The following is a 22,714-nucleotide window of genomic DNA, read 5'->3' as shown; positions in this document are numbered from 1 at the left end:
TCGATAAACCGTTAGCGCGGGGGCATAATGGGCAATGAGCGTTTAATCGCGTTTTACTGCGGGAAAGGCCACGATCATAAGGGGCGTCGACTCGAAGACATGTGGGGACTCCCCTCTTTCTGGCTGGAACACACTCACGATTATATCCAGTGGCTGTTTCCTATCCCTGAAATGGGCCGCTTTAACGCCTTTCCTCCTTTACTGACGTCCGAAGTGCAAGCGGATTTTGAGAGAGAAGCATCCTTACGCCAGTGACAGCAACGGTCCCTTGATGCAATGCTGGACTTTTGGGCTGGAACGCGAAAACTACGTAATCACAGAACAGCCCAACCTCTCGATCCAAACGCATATTTGGCTAAAAGCAGGCGGTCATGATCATCTGCGCATTACGCGAATGATCCGTACGCTATTCTTGTGCCATCAGCCTGAACTTGCCCGGGCTTTTCAGCGGGCCGTTGTCGAGATTGGCACGCAGCATGGGGTAGTGTCGGAAACGCCGGTGCAGTTTTGGCGAGATGCGATCTAAAGCAGCTTCAACTGGCCGATAGAGAAGTTAAAATTGTCCAAACGTGACCGCCCGTTGAGAAAACTCAACGGGCGGAAAAATGGATTGCTATCGTTAAGAGGCCGGGCTTGATCTTAGGAAGGATCAGGTCAGAAAAAGATCGGGTACTTTTAGTTTTTTCTTTGCAAAAAAGCTTCTGCTGTTGAGCGCTGCGAATCTACTTTAGACAGCCAAGCTAAAACATCAGAGAGTCGGTACCTGACATTACGTCCACGACGCACGAACCGTGGAGCGGGCTCTCCTAGCAGCATTCCTGTGACTCTACTTTTACGTGCTGTCGAAGGCGCCGCTGGAATCAAAGAGGGAAATACGGCGCTCTCAGGCAACTCAATCAGTTCCGGACTGTAGCCTTGATGGTAAAGTCGAAACGCGTTATCCAAGATGTCTTCACTTTTCTTTTTGGGCATGACGGGAGCTCCTAGTAATTTACCCTTGTCATGTTGCCCAATCGAACTCTCAGCTTGTTGGGTGTAACTTACCCTTTTTCGCAATTGAACAGCTGTACTTTTTTGGCTGGCTGCGTTGTCTGTATTTCGGGTGACTACTTCTAGTCCATCAAGGTGTGCGGCGCGGTTTTACAAAATCATTATAACCGAGCCCTCTTCGTCTCATGTGAGGTGGTTCCGCGGTTGCCGATGGGATTGCGGGGGGGGGCGAAAAAGGCAAACAGTTGTTGCCAGCAGTGCCTTCTTGCTTCCGTCGCGTGCTACCTATTTGCTACCTAAAATCTAACCAAACAAAAACGGCCACGTTAGCAGTTAGCTAAGTGGCCGTTTTATATGTCTTTTTTGGTCGGAGTGACAGGATTCGAACCTGCGACCTTTGCAACCCCATTGCAACGCGCTACCAAGCTGCGCCACACTCCGATGTCTTTCACGGCTTTTGCCTCAAGACGGTGCGTATACTAGCGTTTTATTGATCAAATGAAAAGCCCTTTTTGCGCTTTCTTTTCAAGTATTTGCCATACGTCGCCCTCTCTTCCAGCAACAGCAGGCTTCTAGCTCTGTTCGGCATCTAGTAGCAGCTGCCTCATCGCTTCATAAACGCCAGGAGCCGTAACCAGCAATTCTTTAGGATAGAGATCGGCTGGCACGCCTTCGGGCACGGTGCTCAAGTGACCGACGCTAGCTCCAGCCTCACGTGCAATTACCCAGCCAGCAACAAAATCCCAAGGGGAAACAGTTTCGTAGTAGGCACCAAGTCGACCGCATGCAACATCGCAAAGGTCAAGGGCTGCAGCGCCGTTGCGTCGCACATCTCGACACTTAGCCAAGACTGCTCCTAAACGGGGCATCAGCTGCTGACGCGCTTCCTTTTGATAGGGAAAACCTGTACCGACCAGGGTTTCGCCTAATGTGGCGACATTACTAGCGGCGATACTCTTTTGATTACAATAAGCTCCCAGCCCTTCAGCTGCACTAAATGTTTCTTGCAAGAAAGGCGCATGCACCACACCTATCTTGGCAATACCGTCTTCCATCCAACCGATAGATACAGCAACGTGCCGTAAACCTTGGGCAAAGTTAACCGTGCCGTCGATAGGGTCTACCACCCATAGCTGGGATGTATCGGCATCCAGAGCTCGTTCAGGCGAAAGCTCTTCGCTCAAGTGCGCCTCGCCGGGGAAATGGGCATTTAACCGTTGGCGTATCAATTCATCGACGGCCACATCCACATCAGTCACCAGCTCATCATCTGCTTTCAACCGCTGGGAGAATGACTGATCCGAACGTGCCTGACGAATTAACTCACCGGCCTCCTCTGCGATAGAGATAGCCAGGGACAGACGCTCTTGCAATGTAGGCATGCTAATTTCCTTCTCATACTGCGCTTAAACCAGCAAGCATAGTCCCATATTATGACTTTTTAAGTCACGAGTATCCGCCTGGCCAGGATTTGCTACCACCTAATATCGCAGAGCATCTACAAGGATATCTATAACTACGCGTGTTGCTGCTTCAACCAGAACGACATCGGCACCGACACGCTCCCACTCATAACCAGGGTAGCGAGGCAGTTGAGCAATCAATGAGTCGTCAAAGCGTTTTGCGATTCCAGGGGGCAACGGTTTACCACGCTCGATTTGCCGTTGAATACCGGGCGGCAACGACTCGGAGGCTGGCGCATTATATTGGCGTAGTATTCGCAAGAGCTCTCGCTCATTCAACCGCGGCAGATCTACTTGCTGTTGGCTACGCTCATTTCGTGAATGACGCGAGCCTCGATGATGCTGCTCATCGTGATGGTGATGCCCCCGCGCTCCATGGGCAGGTGCATGCGCAGGCTGGGCAGAAGCAGTATTGATCGCGAGGACTGCTCCCAAGACCCCGGCCAGAACCAACGTATTTATCTGTTTCACTGTCCGCTTCCTTTGTGATGCTGAGCCTTCAGTCTAGCGAGCAAATACGGAGGGAGTGTGGAAATAAAATGATTATCAGTCAGTACGCTCGACTACCGTAATTCATCATTAAGAGTCCGCTGGCGTTATATTGCCCTTCGCAATATTTATACTCCCGGCGTTAGTGCGTTTCGTGCTGATGGCATTAAAATCGCCGCTGTCATAAAACGCCTGGGCCAACTCTAGCAATCTAGTGTCACCATCAAGATCGCATGCCTGGAAGATAAAACCCTCAGGGGCAGTAATATCTGTTGACTGTGTTAATGAGTTACTCGTTAGCACCATGCTTCGGTAAGAGGCCAACTCTCCTTCACACGCTCTAAGAGAGGCCTTATCCAGATAGTTGCCATACTGGGGTACGGCTACGGCCATTAAGATACCTACTATAGCAATCACCACCATTAACTCGATGAGTGTAAACCCCTCTTGCAGGCTATTGATTTTAATGATTTTCATATGACAGCTCATAACCCCTCCCTTAATTTCAAAGAAATGGAAAACTTAGCAGCACTGGTTTTCTAGACGCTGTATGTGCTTCTCTTACTAATACATATTTAATTTTACTTAATCAACCGTTTTATTTAGAATTCGATACACATCTATCCGTATAAAAATATAAGTCATCGTTCAAACTGAAAAATATAAGTCATCGTTCAAACTGAAAAATATAACCATGAAGAAATTAATATCAGTAACTTATGGCATCGCTTTTAATTCAAGAAAGCGAGTTGAGCAGTGAATACCCAAGGGCTGGCTACTCGTTTCGTTACCCTAAATCTGTTAACCCCGCAACAGGTAAGTGAAGCGCAGGCCGCGGCCAAAAATCTGGATATATCATTGATGCATTACGTGGTTGAACAACAATGGGTAAGCGCTGTATCGGCGGCTTCTGCTGCTGCGAAAGAATATGGTTTGCCACTGATTGACTTGGAAGCCATTGAACTGGACGCACTGCCTCCCGCTTCCAATTTTCCGGCCAGCCTTTTAAAATCATTAAATGTACTGCCATTGTCACATAATGATCGGCATCTAACAGTCGCGATTACTTGTCCATCTCTACTTGCTCAGCTTCAAGAGCTAAAGTTTGCGACCGGTGTCACGCGGATTGAAGGCGTTCTGGCCCCCATGGATCAACTCGCCGCCACGCTGCATGGTTACCTTGCTCATGGTAAATATGCTTCTCTAGATCATATTCAAGATATAACCGTCAGCACTACAGCCATCGATAGTGACGACTTGTCTCTTGAGGAGAGTGTGCAGAATGTTGAGGACGGCCCTGTTGTTGAGTTTGTAAATAAAATTTTACTGGACGCTATTGATCGCGGCGCTTCAGATATCCATTTCGAACCCTATGAGTACCAGTATAGAATTCGCTTTCGAATTGATGGCGTTCTTATTGAAATTGCGCAGCCTCCGTTATCCATGCGCAACCAGATTGCCGCAAGATTAAAAATAATGGCGCGGCTGGATATATCTGAGCGTCGCATCCCTCAGGATGGTGCCATCAAGCTTAAACTTTCCCATAATCGTTCGTTGGATATACGTATAAACTCGCTCCCGACGGTTTATGGTGAAAAAATAGTGCTTCGCCTTCTTGATCCTGCCGCCATTCAGTTAAGTATTGATCAGCTAGGCTTCACCGAGACTCAGCAAGCGCTCTACGAACAAGCCCTTAAACAACCACAAGGCATGATCTTGGTAACAGGGCCGACCGGTAGCGGCAAAACTGTTTCACTGTATACGGGCATTACATTACTCAATAAGGTAGAGCGAAATATCTGTACCGCAGAGGATCCTGTTGAGATCAAGGTTGCGGGTATTAACCAAGTAAACGTACTGCCTAAAATTGGGCTGGATTTTGCCAATGCCCTGCGCTCCTTTCTGCGCCAAGACCCCGATGTCGTCATGGTGGGTGAAATACGGGATCTAGAAACGGCAGAAATTGCGGTGAAAGCTGCCCAAACCGGTCACCTTGTACTGTCTACCGTGCATACCAATTCAGCTGCTCAAACATTGACCCGCCTTTCCAACATAGGCGTATCCCCTTTTAATATTGCAAGCTCAGTGAGCCTAATTATCGCACAACGCCTTGCCCGCAAATTATGTGATTACTGTAAGGCAACTACCGATATCCCTTTTGAAGTATTGCTCAACGAAGGCTTTTTAAAGCATGAAATTGAGCAGGCTACTTTATATCGTTCCGTTGGCTGCCGAAAATGCACACATGGCTACAAAGGGCGTGTCGGCATCTATGAAGTTGTACCCATTTCTGAGGCGATGCGACAGCGTATCATGTACAACGAATCAGCTATCGATTTCGAACACCAAGCGAGAAACGAGGGCCACCACAGCCTTCGGCGAAGCGGTTTATATTACGTTTTGCAAGGAGTGACTAGCCTGGAGGAAATTAATCGCGTGATTAAGGAGTGACCATGGCTCGGCAGACGAACAAACTCAAGGCTCGCCCACGTCATTTGTACCGTTGGAAGTGGATAGGCATCGGACCTCAAGCACGACCATTAACCGGTGAGAGTATCGGCCATAGCAAGACAGATATTATTGTTGAGTTAAGCAAACAGAATATTCATGTACGCCGTATTCAAAGAAAAGGCGGCTCATACTCTTCGGGCAGTATAAAATCTGCCGATATCATGATCTTTTCTCGGCAAATGGCTACCATGATCAACGCAGGCATTCCTCTTTTACAAGCGCTTTACGTTGTAGCAGAAAGCCTCAAGAAGCCCTCCATGGTAGCCCTTCTAAAACAACTAGCCGACGATGTTGCTTCAGGTACAAGCTTTTCTGATGCATTAGGGCATCATCCTCAACATTTTGATCGGCTGTTTATTCATTTAGTGCAGGCTGGAGAGCAAGCGGGAACCCTTTCAAGCATGCTAGAGCGTAACGCTGTATACAAGGAAAAGGTTGAATCGCTCAAGGCGCGCGTAAAAAAGGCACTTTGGTACCCATTTACCGTATTGATCACAGGATGGGGAATCACACTACTTTTGCTGATAAAAGTGGTCCCCCAATTTGAAAGCATGTTTCAAAGTTTTGGTGCGGAGCTCCCAGCCCTTACACAGCTAATTGTTAATCTATCGGTCTTGGCCCAGCAACTATGGCTGCCTCTGTTGGGCATTCTAATGACCACGGTGTTGGTATTTAAATGGTTAGTGCGCCGTTCATCCGCATTGGCTTACCGCCTAGATAAGGCCATATTACAGCTTCCGGTTATTGGCAGTATTGTTAATAAAGCGGCGGTTGCGCGCTTTGCTCGTACGCTGGCCACAACATTTGCATCAGGTGTTCCATTAGTGGATGGCCTTGATACAGCAGCTGGATCGTCCGGTAATAAAGTCTATGAACAGGCAGTACGCCAAGTTCGACAAGACGTGGCAACAGGTCAGCAGCTTCACTTTTCAATGAGAATGACAAACTGCTTTCCCACCCTGACCGTGCAAATGGTAAGTATTGGTGAAGAGGCAGGCGCTCTTGCCACCATGCTACACCGCGTTGCCGAGTACTATGAAGAAGAGGTCGATAATGCCGTTGACGCACTGACTTCGTTGATGGAGCCTTTGATCATCATCATATTAGGCATTTTAGTAGGTGGCATCGTTGTCTCCATGTATCTTCCCATTTTTGATCTAGGCACCGTTATCTAAGTGCATCAAGGAGTGTTATGCAGTTGCCGCCGTGGGATATGGTTATTATCGTCTTTATAGTCGGATGTTGTCTGGGCAGTTTTTTAAATGTTGTCATTACCCGCCTGCCGGTAATACTGATGAATCAATGGCGCCTGGAAGCGCGTACCGCACTGGAACTTCCTGTTGAGCCAACGCCTCGATTCAATCTGGCGATGCCGAGTTCGATTTGCCCTCGTTGTGAAAACCCCATTACCTGGCATGACAACCTACCCCTCATCGGGTGGTTTAAACGCCGTGGCCGCTGCGCTGCCTGTAAAGGCAGCATAAGTTTTCAATACCCACTTATTGAATTGAGTGGCGGCATACTTGCTTTAGCCATTACGTTTCTCCATGGCGTCAGTCTAGCCAGCCTCTTTATCTTTGCAGCCTGTTTGACGCTTCTCGCTTTAGCTGTTATTGATTTTCGAACCTATCTTTTGCCCGACATTCTCACTCTTCCCTTATTATGGGCAGGCCTTCTCTATCAGCTATTATTTCAGCCCTACATGCTTTCAAATGCCGTTATCGGCGCGATGGGCGGCTACTTACTACTTTGGAGCGTTTATTGGCTGTATAAATTACTGACGGGTAAAGAAGGCATGGGCTATGGGGATTTCAAGCTTCTAGCCGCCTTGGGCGCCTGGCTTGGCTGGAGCTTCCTACCCTTACTTTTACTAATATCAGCGGGCCTGGGTGCCATAATCGGTATTCTTGCTCAGGCGTTGTTACCCCGCTTGCGTGGCGCTCCCCTGCCATTTGGGCCATTTCTGGCAATCGCGGGCTGGTTATGCCTGCTCATCGGCAATGAGCTTGTGGCTTTCTACCTTTCACACACGTGATATGGGATTGAAGTATGCTGTTTAAACGCTTTTACTTAACCTTTATAAGGCAGTCAGGACCGACTTTTGTGTTAAAAGCGCGTAAAATGAGGTGCTAAAGTAAGTAATGAAGGGCTACTATGATCATTGGCTTAACAGGTGGTATCGGCTCAGGCAAATCAACCGTTGCGCATGCTTTTGAAACGTTAGGGGTCAGTTGGGTAGATGCTGATATTGTTGCCCGTGAGATAGTTGAGCCTGGCGAGCCTGCGTTAAAAGCTATTATCGATTACTTTGGCGAAGGCGTTACGAAAACTGACGGCACGCTTGATAGAGCAGCACTACGTGCACTTGTTTTTGCCGATCCAACTAAACGTTTATGGCTTGAATCCGTTACTCACCCGAAAATCAGAGAGCGGATAATAAAGCAGTTATCGCACCTATCTCAGTGTTCGCCCTATGTCTTACTCGTTTCCCCCCTTCTTTTTGAATCAGGGCAGAATGCTCTGGTCGATCGATCACTCGTGGTCGATGTACCAGTCCATATCCAATTATCCCGTACGCTTGCCCGTGACAATGTGAGCAACGAACAGGTACACGCTATCCTGGCCGCCCAACTCCCTCGTGATCAGCGTTTGGCTAAAGCCGACGATGTGATTGATAACAGTGGCGCCCATGCCCATATGCTGCGCCAGGTTGAGCGCCTGGACAGCTATTATCGAACATGTTGAGTTTTACTATTCTATTTAGGAATGTTTATGTCTCACTCTGCCAACGATGCACCACTCGAAGTCAACTGCCCTCAGTGCGGCAATACAGTTATCTGGGGGCCCGAAAGTACGTACCGTCCATTTTGCAGCAAGCGCTGCCAATTAATTGATTTTGGCGCTTGGGCAGAAGAGTCACACCGTATTGCTGGCGAATCGGCCATGGATGAAGCCGATCTAGAAACACTGCTGGCGCAAGCTGATAAAGATGCGCCCCTCTCATAACATGAGGGATAAACGATAATTATGTCTGACACCGACGTAACTGCCTACCGCTTGCTATATGAACTTGATGATCGTTTTGACCATCTTATTGCCACTATTGAAGCTTCGCTTACCCTTTACGAGCGACAAATGCCGCCCACATGGGTTTTCCATCAGCCGATTGTTGACACGGACTGGTTAAGAAAAGCGTTGCTCGATATGTGGCATCAGGAGGGTCAAGATGGACGAGAAACGCGCAATTACGTAGGTATTATCGCAGCCGATGAGGCGTTGATTGAATCAATTGACACTATCAACCAAGCGAAGACGCGCATTAGTGAGCTAATCCAAAAAATAAAGAACCTTTCGCCTAAAGCGCTTAGTGATATCAAGCAGCGCCTTCCCAAACGCCATCCTTATGTGGATGACGTATTGCGGCAAAGCGGATTTGCAAGACTTCATTTAAAGCAGTGCTGGCGACACATACCGATTGCCGAAGCACCTGTGTCACGTATACGACTCGCTTGGTACAGCAGCGGCCGCTCCATCAAGCGGCTTAGTGTCCAAGAAGCAGAACAGAAACTGATGCAGCTTGATACGGAGGCGGCGCACGTACGCATCCAGCTACGTAAACTTGCGGGCCTGCCTAGCAGCGAAACCTTGGCACAAGTACAGGCTCAAGCCCCATTGATGCGCGCAAACCTTTTTTTTACCGAACCATTAGAAGATGGTCATACCCGGCGCGCGCTTAATATTGCCATGCCGCTATTTGTTCATGCACCCGAGCAGCGACTTCCGCATGTCAACCTGCCGCCGTTGCATCCCCCAACAGAGCGAACGCGAGCAAAAAGGCGCGATGAAAAGCTTGAGCAGGACCCATTCCTACCTAGTCTGCGTATTTACCGTTACAAAGATGGATAGAATGATTTAAGGCGCAGAAATAGAGGGTGGCTTATCTTCCGGCCATAGATCATAGGATAAGAGAGTTGCAATTAGCTCACATACTGCCTGACCCGATTGGCCATATTCACGCATCAGTTCTTTCAACCGGGTTTCAAACAAGCGCTCTCTTACCTGCAAACGCTCTGTAGCATCTTCTTCTTCTAACGCGGCTAATGAACGTACAGGCGGACCCGTGGGAATGTCAAAATCACTATTAGGGTCTTCCAACTGGCGTAATGCTTGCGCAAACGCATCATCTAGTTCACGAAACTTACGCAGTTTTTCACGCTCATCCAACTGTTTTGGAGCTTTGTGATATTTCATTGATGTTTCATTTACACCTTACTTGAAATGGTCGAAGCACCTGAGCATCAGGTATTTTTTCCACAAACTGTATCCAAACGCGTAAAACGCACTAATCAATTTTTCATAGGGTATGCTATCGCTAACAAGTAAGCTGGCTCAGTGATCACATAAGAGGCCAAATACTGTAAGAAAAGAAATACCTTTCCCCTTAGGGTACTCTCAATAACATCTTTTAATATTGCCAACCTGACCAGCCGTACAGAACGCTTACCGTTACAAACATAGTGTGCTGTAAGCTGTCTTACAGCGTACGAACGAGAGACAGTACATGATGGCACCTTCCCAACGTCCAACGAAAAGCATGGTGCAGGTTTCGCTTCAGCCGAGCTGCTAGACTAGGAACCATTCTGAACGCTTCACAACGAAAGATAGTTCAGCTATCAGGCTGGAGTATGCATGTTTAATCATAGCGTAGCATACAAATCAGATATGCCTTATTTTCTATGAAAAAAGTCGCTTAATGCAAGCCGTAGTGCCATCTGGCAGAACAAACCGAAATGAAGATGCATCTACCAGCAGAACACCTTATATCGGGCCATTCATCCTGCCATCGGCTCTGAAAGACTGTTCCGTATCATCCAGTCGTTTTAGGGGATTGAAAGCTAGTCATATTGGATAAAATCCAATACCAGCTCAGACACAAAATCAACTTGATGATCTGCTTTCCAACGAGTATACGTCCGTCAGTAGTTTCAATCCGAGCTCGATTACTTTATGTCGCACATGAAAGCTATGATTTTTTTCAAAACCTAGGAACAATACCGTTACTTGAAATGATTCTCAAATATATTGCTTGCAACGACTAGCCGATTATACAGCTTAAAGAATTTAAACAACGCTATAAGAAAATCGGCACTTCAAAATGAAATGCCGATAGATACTACTTAGTCTTCCATGCTTTCCAGCCAGGATTCAACTTTTTCATCACCGTGTTCATCTTTCCAGCTACGCAGGCCTTTATGATTACCACCGCGAGTTTCAATGACTTCACCGGTATGCGGATTTTTATAAACCTTAAGACGACGCTTACGGCGGTTAGCATTGTTGCTAACAGCTGGTTTAGCGCTGCGCTGATCGTTAGCTGGGTCCAGCAGCGCAATAACATCAGCAGCACGCTTACCAAACTCATTCATCAGCGCTTCAAGTTTTGCCTTGAACTCTAATTCGCTTTTTAACCGCTGGTCGCCTTCAAGCCGCTGCAAGTCTTCTTGCAACTGCTTAAGCTGTTGCTCTTTTTGAATATATTCGTTTAGAAGTGACATGGGGGAGTCCTTATACTTCAAATTTATCTACTAGATACTGCACTGACCAACACAATATCCATTAGTTCAGGATGCTTGGCTATTATTACTTTAAAAACACTCATTGACAATAGTCTAGTGAACTTTCCTTTAATTACTAATAATTTTTTAACTGTTTAATTAGTATTTAAAAAGTTTTAATTGTTGGTTAAGGGAAAATTTATAGGATCCCTCTGCTAAACCAGCTAATTTAAAAGCAAAAAAACGCCGCCCCTTAGGGCGGCGCTTGATAGAACCAGCGACTAATAAATTAGTCTTGGCCCATCTGCTGCTTAATCAAGTCACCGATAGTGGTCGGACCACCTGCTGCTTCAGGCTCCTGATCGCGCAGTTTCTTCAGATTCTGACGAGTATCGTCTTGCTCTTTCGCTTTAATGGAAAGGCTAATCTGACGGCTCTTACGATCAACGCTTACGATACGCGCTTCAACGCTGTCGCCTTCGTTCAGCACGTTACGTGCGTCTTCGATACGGTCAGCACTGATTTCTGACGCTTTAAGAATAGCGATAACGTCAGTTGCCAGCTCAACCTGAGCTTCTTTTGCGTCAACTTCAATAATACGACCAGTAACGATGCTGCCCTTGTCGTTTACAGACAAGTATTCAGCAACCGGGTCGGAATCCATCTGCTTGATGCCCAGTGAGATACGCTCACGCTCGGGATCAATAGAGAGAATAACCGCTTCTGCTTCGTCGCCCTTCTTGAAGTTACGAACGGCTTCTTCACCGGTTTCTGTCCAGGAAATGTCGGACAGGTGAACCAGACCGTCGATGCCGCCTTCAAGGCCGATAAAGATACCGAAGTCAGTGATTGACTTAATGGTACCTGAAACGCGATCGCCCTTGTTGTACTCAGCATTGAATGTTTCCCATGGGTTAGCAGTACACTGCTTGATACCCAGAGAAATACGACGACGCTCTTCGTCGATATCCAGCACCATGACGTCAACATCGTCGCCCACTTGGACAACTTTAGACGGGTGGATATTTTTGTTGGTCCAGTCCATTTCAGAAACGTGAACCAAGCCTTCAACGCCTTCTTCAAGCTCAGCAAAGCAGCCGTAGTCAGTCAGATTAGTGACGACTGCGTGTACTTTCATGCCTTCCGGGTAACGCTCTTTGATGTTGACCCACGGATCTTCGCCCAGCTGCTTGAGACCCAGTGATACGCGATTGCGCTCACGGTCAAACTTCAGCACCTTGACATTGATCTCGTCACCAACAGCAACGATTTCAGACGGATGCTTGATGCGCTTCCACGCCATGTCGGTGATGTGAAGCAGGCCGTCAACACCGCCCAGGTCTACGAAAGCGCCGTAGTCTGTCAGGTTCTTAACGATACCTTTGATCTGCTGGCCTTCTTGCAGAGTGGCCAGCAGCGCTTCGCGCTCGGCACTGTTCTCTGCTTCCAGAACCGCACGACGTGAAACAACCACGTTGTTGCGCTTCGGATCGAGCTTGATGACTTTAAAGTCCAGCTCTTTGTTTTCCAGGTGCGCGGTATCGCGAACTGGACGAACATCAACCAGAGAACCCGGCAGGAACGCACGGATAGAGTCAACTTCGACAGTGAAGCCGCCTTTAACCTTACCGTTGATAACGCCCTTGATGATTTCGTCTTTCTCGAAGGCTGCTTCAAGAATCTTCCAAGCTTCAGCGCGCTTGGCTTTTTCACGAGACAGACGAGTCTCACCGAAACCATCTTCAACCGCTTCAAGAGCAACGTGAACGTCATCGCCAATAGCAATGTTCAGTTCGCCGTTCTCATCACGGAATTGAGAGGCCGGGATTTGACCTTCAGATTTCAGGCCAGCGTTGACAGTAACCCAGTCACCGTCAATGTCGACAACTTGAGCCGCAACAATAGCGCCCGGCTCCATGTTGATGTCGTTAAGAGACTGTTCAAACAGCTCAGCAAAGCTTTCGCTCATGGTGTTCCTACGTAATTACGTTGTTGAGGCATAAATGCCTTCTCCGCACCACCAGCGAGTGCGGGCCTAATGTAACTCTGCCTTTGAGGACGTTAGCGCTGGTTAAACCTGACCGGGCTCACCGATGTGAGTTGCCTGCCCTGCCACGTTGTGACGCCGCATCAAAAGCGCCGCAAGGGAGAATCAACTATCCGAAGCCAGCCCTCTTTGGGCGAGCAGTTCCGACAGCCGTTCCACCACTTCCGGTATGCTCAGGCGCGTGGTATCAAGCGTAATAGCATCATCTGCCGGCTTGAGAGGAGCCACACTGCGCTGCGTGTCGCGTGCATCGCGTGCCTGAATCTCCTTTAAAAGACTCGAAAGACTAGCATCCATACCCGATTCCTGCAACTGAAGATGGCGACGTCGCGCGCGCTCTTCGGCGCTCGCGGTTAAAAATACCTTCAGCGGGGCATCGGTAAACACAACGGTACCCATATCGCGCCCATCAGCAACCAGCCCAGGCGCATGACGGAAATCACGCTGACGTTGGAGCAAGGCAGTTCGCACCGCAGGCAGCGCGGCTACTATGGATGCCTGCTCACCCATCTGCTCGGTCCGAATCAACTGGCTGACTTCTTCGCCCTCTAGAAGGGTACGCGCCTTACCTTCTTCAACGGGGAAGGCCACATCCAATGATTCAGCGAGGGCGGCAACGGCAGACTCGTTATCCAACGCCACGCCATGCTTGATGGCCGCAGCGGCTGTTAACCGATAAAGCGCCCCGCTGTCGAGTAAATGCCAGCCTAAACGCTCAGCCAGCAAACCGCTAATGGTACCCTTTCCAGCGCCGCCAGGCCCATCAATCGTCAATACCGGAATGCGGTCAATCATGCCCGCTCTCCACCTTGACGTGCATGCCAATTTTATTAGCAAGATCGACAAAACTTGGGAACGAGGTAGCTACGTTGGCACAGTCCTCAATGATGATATCCTCACTGGCACGCAGTGAAGCAATGGCAAATGCCATGGCGATACGGTGATCCCCCAAGCTATCGATACGCCCGCCGCCATAGCTTGGCGTATCGCTATTACCGCTGCCCACGATATCGATACCGTCATCGACCACGGTATGCTCAACGCCCAGTACGGCAAGTCCATCGGCCATAGCCTGAATGCGGTCAGACTCTTTTACACGCAGCTCATCGGCGCCACGCAGGCGCGTCGTGCCTGATGCATTGGCGGCGGCAATAAACAGCGCAGGGAACTCATCAATCGCCAACGGCACCTGATCCACCGGAATCTCGATTCCTTTAAGCGGCGCATAGCGGATACGAATATCGGCAACCGGCTCACCGCCCACTTCACGCTCGTTTTCGAGCGTCAGGTCAGCGCCCATCAAAGTCAGAATATTGATGACCCCAATACGCGTTGGATTGATCCCCACGTGCTCCAGAGTAATATCGGCGTTTGGCGTGATGGCAGCGGCCACCAGGAAAAAGGTTGCCGAGGAGATATCTGAAGGCACGTCGATCGGGCCGGCCGTCAACTTGCCACCGCCCTGTAGCCAGCAAGTATCACCTTCCCGGGAAACCGCATAGCCAAATCCATTAAGCATGCGTTCGGTATGGTCTCGAGTCGGCGCCGGTTCACGTACACGTGTCTCGCCCTGTGCGTAAAGGCCTGCCAATAGCAAACAGGACTTGACCTGGGCGCTGGCCATGGGCATATCGTAAAAAACGCCCTTAAGCGCAGCGCCCCCCTTGATCTTCAAAGGTGGCCGGCCGCCCTCAGCAGTCTCAATCGTTGCACCCATCAGGCGAAGCGGGTCGGCCACGCGCGCCATGGGACGCTTGGTCAGCGATTCGTCACCGGTGAGTTCGCTATCAAACGCTTGTCCGGCCAGCAGTCCTGCAAAAAGACGCATAGCGGTACCCGAGTTACCGACATAAAGGGGCCCTGCCGGTGCTTTCAGACCCTGCATCCCCACACCATGAATAGTGACACGGCCTTGATGCGGCCCTTCAATGGCAACACCCATTTCACGGAACGCCTGGAGCGTTGCCAGACTATCTTCACCTTCAAGGAAGCCTTTTACCTCAGTAATACCTTCAGCAAGAGCACCCAGCATAATAGAGCGGTGCGACATGGATTTATCGCCCGGCACGCGTAAGCGTCCTTTCGCCTGGCCGCCTGGATGTACTCGATAGGTCACCTTACCCTGTGGTTGCATATTGTATTCCGCTTGGTAGCTGGTTTTATTCAATAACGTATCAAAGTAATGCCGTGCATGGCTTGCACGGTCAAAGGTGGCAATAAGCGCATCGCTGTCACCACTTTCTACAGCTTGCCGTAACCGGGCAAGCCCTGCCTCAAAGTCATCCAGCGACGCCAAAACAGCATGGCGATTGGCAATGAATATATCTCGCCACATCACCGGGTCACTGCCCGCGATGCGCGTAAAATCCCGAAACCCGCCAGCGGCGTAACGAAAAATCTCAAGGCGCTCGTCTTGGCGGGCTAGCGTATCCACTAGTGAAAAGGCAAGCAGATGCGGCAAATGGCTGGTACGTGCAAGGACCTGGTCATGGCGCTCAACGTCCATTTCGAGCACGTCAGCGCCACAGGCTTGCCACAATGCACGCACGCGCGTTAAGGCATTAGGGTCGACATTCGACTCGGGCGTTAAAATAACGCGATGATGGACATAAAGTTCAGGATTGGCAGCTGCAACACCACTCTTTTCGGAACCGGCAATAGGATGACCCAGCACCATATTGGACGGCACTGCCCCAAACACGCGTACCGCACATGCACGAATAGTGGCTTTTGTGCTGCCTACATCGGTTAGCACCACATGACTTGCCGCACACGGAAGCGCCTTTGCAAGCGCCGTCATCACGGGCTCCATGGCCAGCACAGGCACTGCAAGCACCACCATGGAGGCATCCACTAATTGAGCAGCGATGTCCTCACTGCCTTCATCAATCAGCCCCATTTCAATACCGCGGGCTATTTCATCCTGATTAGGATCACAGGCAGCAATAACGCCTTTGAATCCCGATGCGCGCAGGGCGGCCGCTAAAGATCCACCGATCAAACCCAAACCGATAATGACCAGCCGCTGCTCAGTGCATGAAAAAGGTTTATCTGCCGACAAATGCATAGCCTTCACAGCACGCCTTGCGGGTAAGAGCCCAAGACACGTAGCTCGGATGCCCGTAATCTTACTTCATCAAGCACAGCAGCTACCCGAGGCTCATCCATATGCCCTTTAAAATCAATAAAGAACACATAGTTCCATACGCCAGTGCGCGATGGACGTGTTTCAATACGGGTAAGATCGATCTTGTGGCGGTGAAAGGGCTCTAGTAGATCGTGCAGTGCGCCTGGCTGGTTGCGCATGGCCACGACGATCGAGGTCTTATCCTCACCCGCCATAGGCACCTGATGATTCCCAATGATCAAGAAGCGGGTCGAGTTATCCGGCCGGTCCTCAATCTTGTCAGCCACGCGCTCAAGACCATAAAGCTTGGCTGCCATATCGCCCGCGATGGCGGCACTGTGCCACTCAGTTTTAACCAGTTTGGCAGCTTCGGCATTCGACGATACGGGCACCCGCTCAGCGTGAGGATAATGTGCATCCAACCATTTGCGGCACTGCCCAAAAGACTGAGGGTGCGAATAGATACGCGAGATCTTGTCACGCCGTGTCGTATCACTGATCAGCAAATGATGATGAATGCGCAAAACGACTTCACCGCATATATGGATAGACGAATCCATAAAGGTATCGAGCGTATGATTGACGACGCCTTCCGTTGAGTTCTCAACCGGCACCACACCATAGTTGACGGCACCGGCCTCCACTTCACGGAAGACCTCGTCAATAGCCGCCATCGGCAGGCTAATGGCGCTTTCGCCAAAGTGCTTCAACGCGGCCTGCTGGGTAAACGTACCTTCTGGCCCCAGGTAAGCCACTTTGATCGGCTGCTCAAGTGCCAGGCAGGCTGACATGATTTCACGAAACAGCCGTGCCATCTCTTCAGAGTCCAGCGGCCCCTCATTTAACGACATAATGCGCCGCAACACCTGCGCTTCACGTTCAGGTCGGTAAAATACCGCATCCTTGTCGTGGGCAAGTTTTACGTGAGCCACTTTCTGCGCGCAGGCGGCACGTTCACTGATCAGGCGAAGAATATCACCATCGAGTTGATCGATACGCTGGCGCAGCTCGTCCAGATTGATTGACGAGTCGGACATGAGAGTTAGCCTCTTCGTTGTTCAAAATCTGCCATGAAAGCCACCAGGGCCTCTACCGCTTCTTCAGGCACAGCGTTGTACAAACTGGCACGCATGCCGCCCACACTGCGATGACCTTTCAGGTTGAGAAGACCAGCTTGGTCAGCCTCTTCTAAAAACGCCTTGTCCAGCGCCGCATCGGCTAATACAAAAGGCACGTTCATACGCGAGCGGTTCGCTTTGGCAATCGGGTTGCTGTAGAAATCGCTGGCATCGATGGCGCTATATAGCTTTTCTGCCTTGCGCTGATTGATAGCATCCATCGCCTTAAGACCGCCGATATCATCGCGCAGCCACTGGAAGACGAGTCCTGCCAGGTACCAGGCATACGTTGGTGGCGTGTTGACCATGGAGCCGGCCTCGGCCAGCAGTTGGTAGTCAAATAGCGAAGGAATATCAGGTTTGGCGCGGCCCAGCAGGTCATCGCGAACTACCACCAGCGTCAGCCCGGCCGGACCGATATTCTTCTGGGCCCCGGCATAGATAACGCCAAAGTCGTTAACTTCCATAGGCTTGGAAAGAATATTGGAGGACATATCGCAGATCAGCGGTACTCGCTCACCGTCAGAACGCGACACGTGGGGCGTGTAGTCAAACTCCAGGCCACCAATCGTCTCGTTGGACGTGTAGTGCAGGTAAGCCGCATCGCTTTTGATATCCAGTGCATCAAGCCCGGGCACGGCTGTATGACCGTTTGGCTCGCTGCTGCCGGCCACGTGGCAGGCATAGCCAAGCCGCTTGGCTTCGTTCAAGGCTTTTTTGCCCCAAATGCCTGTCTGGATAAAGTTGCCACTGCCACCCTGACCAAGCAGGTTCATGGGCAGCATGGCAAACTGCATGCTGGCCCCGCCCTGCAGAAACAGAACCCGATAGTTGTCAGGAACGCCCAGCAGCTTGCGAAAGTCCGCTTCAGCCTGCTCGGCAATCGCCACAAACTCATCGCTTCTGTGGCTCATCTCCATGACGGATAAGCCACGCCCCTGATAATCCACCAGCTCGTTGCGAGCTCTTTCGAGCACCGCAACGGGCAGGGCCGCAGGCCCCGCACAAAAGTTATAGTGACGCGTCATCAGCCCCAGTATCCTGTGCACTATCGCTTGTGTTGTCGGATTCGCCCGGCTCATCCAGTGCATCCAGCTCACTGTCGTCAGGTTCGTCAACACGAACGGTTTTAACCAATTTTTCTTCTTTACCCAGACGGATCAGCATGACGCCTTGGGTATTACGTGAGGTCGTTGATACTTCTTCAACGCGCGTACGTACCAGCGTGCCCCGATCGGTGATCAGCATCATTTCATCGCTGTCGTAGACCTGCATGGCAGCCACTAGCGAACCGTTACGCTCGCTGGTTTGCATGGCGATAACACCCTGGCCGCCGCGCCCGCGCAGCGGAAACTCTTCAAGACGCGTACGTTTGCCATACCCATTTTCGCTAGCGGTAAGAATGTAGATCTGCCCTTCCGCCTGGGTACTTTCGGCGATATTTGCTTCGGCGCCTTCGATATCTGTATCGGCTTCAGCATCAATCTGCTGACTCTTGGGTATGATCAGGCTGATTACTTCACAGCCATCGGCCAAGCGCATACCGCGTACACCGCGGGCTGTGCGCCCCATAGCTCGCACATTGGCCTCTTCAAAGCGAATCGCCTTGCCATTGGATGAAAGCATCATGGCGTGATCAGAGCCGGAGGTGATCGCGGCGCCTACCAGGCGGTCGCCTTCTTCAAGGTCAATCGCAATAAGGCCCACGCTACGCGGCCGCGAGAACTGCTCGAGACTTGTCCGCTTCACCGTACCGTTGGCAGTAGCAAAGAAGATGTAATGCTCGGGATCGTAATCGCGCACCGGCAGGATAGCGTTAACCGATTCGCCTTCTTCAAGCGGCAGCATATTCACAAGCGGCTTGCCGCGCGAACCACGGCTGGCCGCCGGCATCTCGTAAACCTTCAGCCAATACACTTTGCCACGGTTGGAGAACAGCAGCACGGTGTCATGGGTTGAAGCCACCAGCAGATGCTCAATCACATCTTCATCTTTCATGGACGTGGCTGACTTGCCACGACCACCACGCCGCTGAGCCTGGTAATCGGAGAGCGGCTGGGTTTTCGCATAGCCAGAGCGCGATACGGTAACCACCATATCCTCTTCGGCGATCAGATCTTCAATGGAAAGATCCAGATGGCTTGCCTGAATTTCTGTGCGGCGATCATTACCAAACTGATCGCGCACCGCGTGCAGCTCTTCGCGGATTACTTCCATCAACCGGTCAGCCGAGGCGAGAATTTCGGTCAGCTCAGCGATTCTTTCAAGAATCGCCAGGTATTCGTTAAGCAGCTTTTCTGTTTCAAGACCCGTCAGGCGATGCAGGCGAAGCTCAAGAATCGCCTGGGCCTGGGCAGGCGACAGGCGATACTCGGTGGCAGACGGATTAAGGCCAAAGTGCTCATCAAGCTCTTCAGGCTTGCAAGATGTCGCGCCTGCTCTTTCGAGCATGGCGGTTACCTGACCAGGCTGCCATGTTTTCGCAAGCAGTTTTTCTTTGGCTTCCGCGGCACTCGGAGAGGCCTTGATCAGCTCGATAATATCGTCAATATTCGAGATGGCGACCGCCAGGCCTTCCAGGAGATGGCCACGCTCCCGGGCTTTCTTGAGTTCGAACAGCGTGCGCCGCGTCACCACTTCACGACGGTGACGAATGAAGGCCTCGAGCATCTCCTTGAGGTTCAACGTGCGTGGCTGGCCGTTTTCCAGCGCCACCATGTTGATACCAAACACGTTCTGCAGCTGTGTCTGGGCGAATAGGTTATTAACGACAACCTCACCCGACTCGCCGCGTTTAATCTCGATCACGACACGCAAGCCGTCTTTATCGGATTCGTCGCGCAGCTCGGCAATGCCTTCGATTTTCTTCTCTTTTACCAGCTCAGCAATTTTCTCAATCAGGCGCGCCTTGTTCACCTGATAAGGTAGCTCGGTAATGATGATATGGTCACGGCCGGTCTTGTCATGATGTTCAATGGTGTGGCGGGCGCGCACATAAATACGCCCACGCCCGGTGCGATAAGCATCCAGAATGCCCGCACGACCATTGATGATGCCGGCAGTGGGAAAATCAGGGCCGGGGATGTAATGCATCAAATCATCCACCGTCAGCGTGTAGTCATCGATCAGCGCTAAACAGCCGTCGATAACTTCGCGCATATTGTGCGGCGGAATGTTGGTTGCCATACCTACCGCAATACCCGACGAGCCATTGATCAGCAGGTTGGGCACTTTGGTCGGCAATACGGCAGGGATGCGCTCGGTACCGTCGTAGTTATCGACCCAGTCCACGGTATCCTTTTCAAGGTCCGCGAGCAGCTCATGCGCCAGGCGCGACATGCGTACTTCGGTATAACGCATGGCGGCAGCATTATCGCCGTCAATGGAACCGAAGTTACCCTGGCCATCGACCAGTACGTGGCGCATCGAGAAATGCTGCGCCATCCTTACGATAGTGTCATAAACCGCGCTATCACCATGCGGGTGATATTTACCGATGACATCGCCGACAACACGCGCCGATTTCTTGTACGGTTTATTCCAGTCATTACCAAGTTCATGCATGGCAAACAGCACACGCCGGTGAACAGGTTTCAAACCGTCACGCACATCGGGTAGCGCGCGGCCGATAATGACACTCATCGCATAGTCGAGGTACGACTGCTTAAGCTCGTCTTCAATATTGACGGGCAAGATTTCTCTGGCGATGTCACCCATGAAAGTCAGATCCTTTGCACTGCATTGGCACTGCGAGAGTTGAAAGCGCTTAAAATACCGCCTTTTAGTAGAACCATGAGGCGGCGCGCAGATACTGCTACATCATACCACTGCATCAGCAGCAAGGGCAGCCAGGTACACGACCATTGATCATTAAGCCGCAAATTGTTCCTTGGTAACGACCAGACGACCAAGCGTCTCTTTAAGCTCCCCATCGATCTCCACGGCCTTGTTAGCCTTCATATCAAGTAGCACAAAGGTAAGATCTGCCTGGGCAATCAACACACCATCGCTTCGGTATATTCGATGATGGCAAAGTGCGCTGCGCTCACCAACGTCTACCATGCCGGTGAGTACGTAAAGATCATCGCCGTGCCCGGCGGCGGCGCAGTAGTCGATATTGAGGTTGACGACCACAAACGCGTGGCCTGACTGGTGAAGCTCACTCATTAACCTGGGGTGATCATCGAAAAAAGCCCAGCGCCCTTCCTCCATAAACTCAAGGTAGCGAGCGTTATTGACGTGGCGGTAGCCATCCAAATGATAACCACGGACGCGTAATTCAACGCGGGAAAGCGATGTCGACATATCATCTCCTTTTAAGTAAAAAAGCCTGAATACGATAGCGGTCAGCCCGCCTTACACCAAATCAAACACAAGTTTGAAACACATACAATAAACTCATACCCGGTAAGGAGCTGGCAGGAATGCCGCGCTTTCGACATAATGTGCCACCTTTTTAATAGGACTGGTGACATGTGGTTTAAGCACCTGCATTTATATCGCCTCCATGGCGCCCCCGAGCTTGACAGTACAATGCTCGCCGATGCCCTCGATGCACATGCAGCCAAACCGCTGGGCACGGCGGATGCTCGTCGCTTAGGCTGGACAGCCCCCGCTGGTCGTCTGGGCGGCGGACAACTGCTGCATGAGATTCAAGGCCACCGGCTTCTTTCGGTGCTGCGCCAAGAGCGCCTGCTGCCAGCCTCGGTCGTCAAAGAAGAGGTTGATGAACAAGTTGCCGATATCGAGGCCCGTGAAGGCCGTAAAGTGACGCGCAAAGAGAAAACCGCGTTAAAAGAGCAAGTAACCGAAGAGCTGCTTCCTCGCGCGTTTGTACGCAGTCAAAAAATCGATCTCTGGTGGGATACGCGGCGTCATCTAATTGGTATTAACGCAAGCTCGCGCACTCGCGCTGAAGATCTGCTGGATCTATTGCGCGAAACCTTGGGCAGCCTGAAAGCCACGCCCTTGTCATCACAGACGCTACCTATTCGCGCCATGACGACCTGGCTTGGCGACCCTGCCAGCCGCCCTGCCGATTTACAGCTGGGTGATCAAGTGGAGCTCAAAGCCAAGGGTGACGATGGCGTACTTCGCGCCCGCCAAGTGGATCTCGACAGTGATGAAATACAGCAGTTGCTGGAAAGCGGGCGCCAGGCGAGCAAACTCGCCATGAGCCTTGAAGGGCGGCTAAGCTTTGTACTGCATGACGATCTTGCGCTCAAATCGCTGCGTTTTGGCGATGCCCTGATTGAAGAAGCGGACCACGCCGATGATGGTGATGACGCACTGGCTCGGCTTGAAACCGACTTTATTTTAATGGCTCAAGCGCTATCTGATGATATTGTCCGCCTGATAGAGTGGCTGGACGGTGAAAACACGCAAGCGCCTGCGGAAACGTAAGGCAACCGACA

22 protein-coding genes and 1 tRNA gene are annotated in these 22,714 nt (G+C 50.9%); 9 read left to right on the top strand and 14 right to left on the bottom strand.

Annotation, left to right across the window (positions count from 1 at the left end):
• The first annotated feature begins 27 nt into the window (after window positions 1–27).
• Window positions 28–255 carry an opioid growth factor receptor-related protein gene (locus ELY25_RS18050; RefSeq protein ID WP_335808207.1) on the top strand — a complete coding sequence of 76 codons (228 nt, stop codon included), beginning with the start codon at window positions 28–30 and terminating at the stop codon, window positions 253–255.
• A 16-nt stretch (window positions 256–271) separates the two neighbouring features.
• Entirely contained in the window at window positions 272–526 is a 255-nt protein-coding gene (locus ELY25_RS18045; RefSeq protein WP_236995738.1) for a hypothetical protein, read from the top strand.
• A gap of 149 nt (window positions 527–675) precedes the next feature.
• On the opposite strand, the gene ELY25_RS13420 is transcribed toward ELY25_RS18045, so the two are convergent.
• The 5 genes from ELY25_RS13420 to ELY25_RS18145 all read right to left on the bottom strand — a co-directional run bounded on the left by ELY25_RS13420 (window position 676) and on the right by ELY25_RS18145 (window position 3,419).
• Complete coding sequence (locus ELY25_RS13420) at window positions 676–972, bottom strand: hypothetical protein (protein ID WP_221885504.1); 297 nt, start codon at window positions 970–972, stop codon at window positions 676–678.
• Window positions 973–1,354: 382 nt separating this feature from the next.
• A tRNA-Pro gene (locus tag ELY25_RS13415) sits at window positions 1,355–1,431 on the bottom strand.
• A 131-nt stretch (window positions 1,432–1,562) separates the two neighbouring features.
• The gene (locus tag ELY25_RS13410; RefSeq protein ID WP_422822383.1) at window positions 1,563–2,372 is read right to left on the bottom strand and encodes an inositol monophosphatase family protein; all 810 of its coding nucleotides are present in this window, start codon (window positions 2,370–2,372) and stop codon (window positions 1,563–1,565) included.
• A 99-nt stretch (window positions 2,373–2,471) separates the two neighbouring features.
• Window positions 2,472–2,915 (bottom strand): anti-virulence regulator CigR family protein, encoded by a 444-nt coding sequence (locus tag ELY25_RS13405; RefSeq protein WP_185856274.1) that lies wholly within the window; start codon window positions 2,913–2,915, stop codon window positions 2,472–2,474.
• Window positions 2,916–3,032: 117 nt separating this feature from the next.
• Complete coding sequence (locus ELY25_RS18145) at window positions 3,033–3,419, bottom strand: type IV pilin protein (protein ID WP_126951767.1); 387 nt, start codon at window positions 3,417–3,419, stop codon at window positions 3,033–3,035.
• A 279-nt stretch (window positions 3,420–3,698) separates the two neighbouring features.
• Here ELY25_RS18145 and pilB point away from each other — a divergent pair, with 279 nt between their 5' ends.
• From pilB to ELY25_RS13370, 6 genes are all read left to right on the top strand, one after another.
• Window positions 3,699–5,393, top strand: a complete 1,695-nt coding sequence (pilB, locus tag ELY25_RS13395; RefSeq protein ID WP_126951766.1) for a type IV-A pilus assembly ATPase PilB — start codon at window positions 3,699–3,701, stop codon at window positions 5,391–5,393.
• Window positions 5,394–5,395: 2 nt separating this feature from the next.
• On the top strand, window positions 5,396–6,628 hold the full coding sequence (locus ELY25_RS13390) for a type II secretion system F family protein (protein WP_126951765.1): 1,233 nt from the start codon (window positions 5,396–5,398) through the stop codon (window positions 6,626–6,628).
• A 17-nt stretch (window positions 6,629–6,645) separates the two neighbouring features.
• The gene (locus tag ELY25_RS13385) at window positions 6,646–7,488 is read left to right on the top strand and encodes a prepilin peptidase (RefSeq protein ID WP_126951764.1); all 843 of its coding nucleotides are present in this window, start codon (window positions 6,646–6,648) and stop codon (window positions 7,486–7,488) included.
• 119 nt (window positions 7,489–7,607) lie between these two features.
• Window positions 7,608–8,198 carry a dephospho-CoA kinase gene (gene coaE / locus ELY25_RS13380; RefSeq protein ID WP_126951763.1) on the top strand — a complete coding sequence of 197 codons (591 nt, stop codon included), beginning with the start codon at window positions 7,608–7,610 and terminating at the stop codon, window positions 8,196–8,198.
• A gap of 27 nt (window positions 8,199–8,225) precedes the next feature.
• The gene (gene yacG / locus ELY25_RS13375; RefSeq protein WP_126951762.1) at window positions 8,226–8,459 is read left to right on the top strand and encodes a DNA gyrase inhibitor YacG; all 234 of its coding nucleotides are present in this window, start codon (window positions 8,226–8,228) and stop codon (window positions 8,457–8,459) included.
• Between the two features lie 21 nt (window positions 8,460–8,480).
• A complete protein-coding gene (locus ELY25_RS13370; RefSeq protein WP_126951761.1) occupies window positions 8,481–9,359 on the top strand; it encodes a DNA replication terminus site-binding protein in 879 nt (292 codons plus the stop codon).
• 6 nt (window positions 9,360–9,365) lie between these two features.
• Here ELY25_RS13370 and ELY25_RS13365 read toward each other — a convergent pair whose 3' ends face one another.
• From ELY25_RS13365 to ELY25_RS13325, 9 genes are all read right to left on the bottom strand, one after another.
• Window positions 9,366–9,704 carry a hypothetical protein gene (locus ELY25_RS13365; RefSeq protein ID WP_126951760.1) on the bottom strand — a complete coding sequence of 113 codons (339 nt, stop codon included), beginning with the start codon at window positions 9,702–9,704 and terminating at the stop codon, window positions 9,366–9,368.
• 926 nt (window positions 9,705–10,630) lie between these two features.
• Window positions 10,631–11,008 carry a histone-like nucleoid-structuring protein, MvaT/MvaU family gene (locus ELY25_RS13360; protein ID WP_126951759.1) on the bottom strand — a complete coding sequence of 126 codons (378 nt, stop codon included), beginning with the start codon at window positions 11,006–11,008 and terminating at the stop codon, window positions 10,631–10,633.
• Window positions 11,009–11,297: 289 nt separating this feature from the next.
• Window positions 11,298–12,977: a 30S ribosomal protein S1 gene (gene rpsA, locus ELY25_RS13355; protein WP_126951758.1), complete on the bottom strand. Its 1,680-nt coding sequence runs from the start codon at window positions 12,975–12,977 to the stop codon at window positions 11,298–11,300.
• Window positions 12,978–13,160: 183 nt separating this feature from the next.
• Complete coding sequence (gene cmk / locus ELY25_RS13350) at window positions 13,161–13,850, bottom strand: (d)CMP kinase (protein ID WP_126951757.1); 690 nt, start codon at window positions 13,848–13,850, stop codon at window positions 13,161–13,163.
• Entirely contained in the window at window positions 13,843–16,122 is a 2,280-nt protein-coding gene (locus ELY25_RS13345) for a bifunctional prephenate dehydrogenase/3-phosphoshikimate 1-carboxyvinyltransferase (RefSeq protein ID WP_126951756.1), read from the bottom strand. Before ELY25_RS13345 ends, cmk begins: the two co-directional genes overlap by 8 nt.
• Window positions 16,123–16,127: 5 nt before the next feature.
• The gene (pheA, locus tag ELY25_RS13340; RefSeq protein WP_126951755.1) at window positions 16,128–17,219 is read right to left on the bottom strand and encodes a prephenate dehydratase; all 1,092 of its coding nucleotides are present in this window, start codon (window positions 17,217–17,219) and stop codon (window positions 16,128–16,130) included.
• Window positions 17,220–17,224: 5 nt separating this feature from the next.
• Window positions 17,225–18,328 carry a 3-phosphoserine/phosphohydroxythreonine transaminase gene (gene serC / locus ELY25_RS13335; RefSeq protein WP_126951754.1) on the bottom strand — a complete coding sequence of 368 codons (1,104 nt, stop codon included), beginning with the start codon at window positions 18,326–18,328 and terminating at the stop codon, window positions 17,225–17,227.
• The gene (gene gyrA / locus ELY25_RS13330) at window positions 18,312–21,017 is read right to left on the bottom strand and encodes a DNA gyrase subunit A (RefSeq protein ID WP_126951753.1); all 2,706 of its coding nucleotides are present in this window, start codon (window positions 21,015–21,017) and stop codon (window positions 18,312–18,314) included. Before gyrA ends, serC begins: the two co-directional genes overlap by 17 nt.
• A gap of 153 nt (window positions 21,018–21,170) precedes the next feature.
• The gene (locus ELY25_RS13325; RefSeq protein ID WP_126951752.1) at window positions 21,171–21,605 is read right to left on the bottom strand and encodes an acyl-CoA thioesterase; all 435 of its coding nucleotides are present in this window, start codon (window positions 21,603–21,605) and stop codon (window positions 21,171–21,173) included.
• Window positions 21,606–21,773: 168 nt separating this feature from the next.
• Here ELY25_RS13325 and ELY25_RS13320 point away from each other — a divergent pair, with 168 nt between their 5' ends.
• Complete coding sequence (locus ELY25_RS13320; RefSeq protein WP_126951751.1) at window positions 21,774–22,703, top strand: recombination-associated protein RdgC; 930 nt, start codon at window positions 21,774–21,776, stop codon at window positions 22,701–22,703.
• Window positions 22,704–22,714: the final 11 nt, after the last annotated feature.

Origin of the sequence: Vreelandella populi, from assembly GCF_003989825.1 — a bacterium.
Classification (GTDB): Bacteria; Pseudomonadota; Gammaproteobacteria; order Pseudomonadales; family Halomonadaceae; genus Vreelandella; species Vreelandella populi.
Note: the sequence above shows the minus strand (reverse complement) of the source record. Positions and strands in the feature narration are given on the sequence as shown.

Bases quoted from the DNA above. Each gene is read 5' to 3' on its own strand.
- ELY25_RS18050 (WP_335808207.1), top strand. From the start codon at position 28: ATGGGCAATGAGCGTTTAATCGCGTTTTACTGCGGGAAAGGCCACGAT.
- ELY25_RS18045 (WP_236995738.1), top strand. From the start codon at position 272: ATGCAATGCTGGACTTTTGGGCTGGAACGCGAAAACTACGTAATCACA.
- ELY25_RS13420 (WP_221885504.1), bottom strand. From the start codon at position 972: ATGCCCAAAAAGAAAAGTGAAGACATCTTGGATAACGCGTTTCGACTT.
- ELY25_RS13410 (WP_422822383.1), bottom strand. From the start codon at position 2,372: ATGCCTACATTGCAAGAGCGTCTGTCCCTGGCTATCTCTATCGCAGAG.
- ELY25_RS18145 (WP_126951767.1), bottom strand. From the start codon at position 3,419: ATGAAAATCATTAAAATCAATAGCCTGCAAGAGGGGTTTACACTCATC.
- ELY25_RS13390 (WP_126951765.1), top strand. From the start codon at position 5,396: ATGGCTCGGCAGACGAACAAACTCAAGGCTCGCCCACGTCATTTGTAC.
- ELY25_RS13385 (WP_126951764.1), top strand. From the start codon at position 6,646: ATGCAGTTGCCGCCGTGGGATATGGTTATTATCGTCTTTATAGTCGGA.
- coaE (WP_126951763.1), top strand. From the start codon at position 7,608: ATGATCATTGGCTTAACAGGTGGTATCGGCTCAGGCAAATCAACCGTT.
- yacG (WP_126951762.1), top strand. From the start codon at position 8,226: ATGTCTCACTCTGCCAACGATGCACCACTCGAAGTCAACTGCCCTCAG.
- ELY25_RS13370 (WP_126951761.1), top strand. From the start codon at position 8,481: ATGTCTGACACCGACGTAACTGCCTACCGCTTGCTATATGAACTTGAT.
- ELY25_RS13365 (WP_126951760.1), bottom strand. From the start codon at position 9,704: ATGAAATATCACAAAGCTCCAAAACAGTTGGATGAGCGTGAAAAACTG.
- ELY25_RS13360 (WP_126951759.1), bottom strand. From the start codon at position 11,008: ATGTCACTTCTAAACGAATATATTCAAAAAGAGCAACAGCTTAAGCAG.
- rpsA (WP_126951758.1), bottom strand. From the start codon at position 12,977: ATGAGCGAAAGCTTTGCTGAGCTGTTTGAACAGTCTCTTAACGACATC.
- cmk (WP_126951757.1), bottom strand. From the start codon at position 13,850: ATGATTGACCGCATTCCGGTATTGACGATTGATGGGCCTGGCGGCGCT.
- ELY25_RS13345 (WP_126951756.1), bottom strand. From the start codon at position 16,122: ATGCATTTGTCGGCAGATAAACCTTTTTCATGCACTGAGCAGCGGCTG.
- pheA (WP_126951755.1), bottom strand. From the start codon at position 17,219: ATGTCCGACTCGTCAATCAATCTGGACGAGCTGCGCCAGCGTATCGAT.
- serC (WP_126951754.1), bottom strand. From the start codon at position 18,328: ATGACGCGTCACTATAACTTTTGTGCGGGGCCTGCGGCCCTGCCCGTT.
- gyrA (WP_126951753.1), bottom strand. From the start codon at position 21,017: ATGGGTGACATCGCCAGAGAAATCTTGCCCGTCAATATTGAAGACGAG.
- ELY25_RS13325 (WP_126951752.1), bottom strand. From the start codon at position 21,605: ATGTCGACATCGCTTTCCCGCGTTGAATTACGCGTCCGTGGTTATCAT.
- ELY25_RS13320 (WP_126951751.1), top strand. From the start codon at position 21,774: ATGTGGTTTAAGCACCTGCATTTATATCGCCTCCATGGCGCCCCCGAG.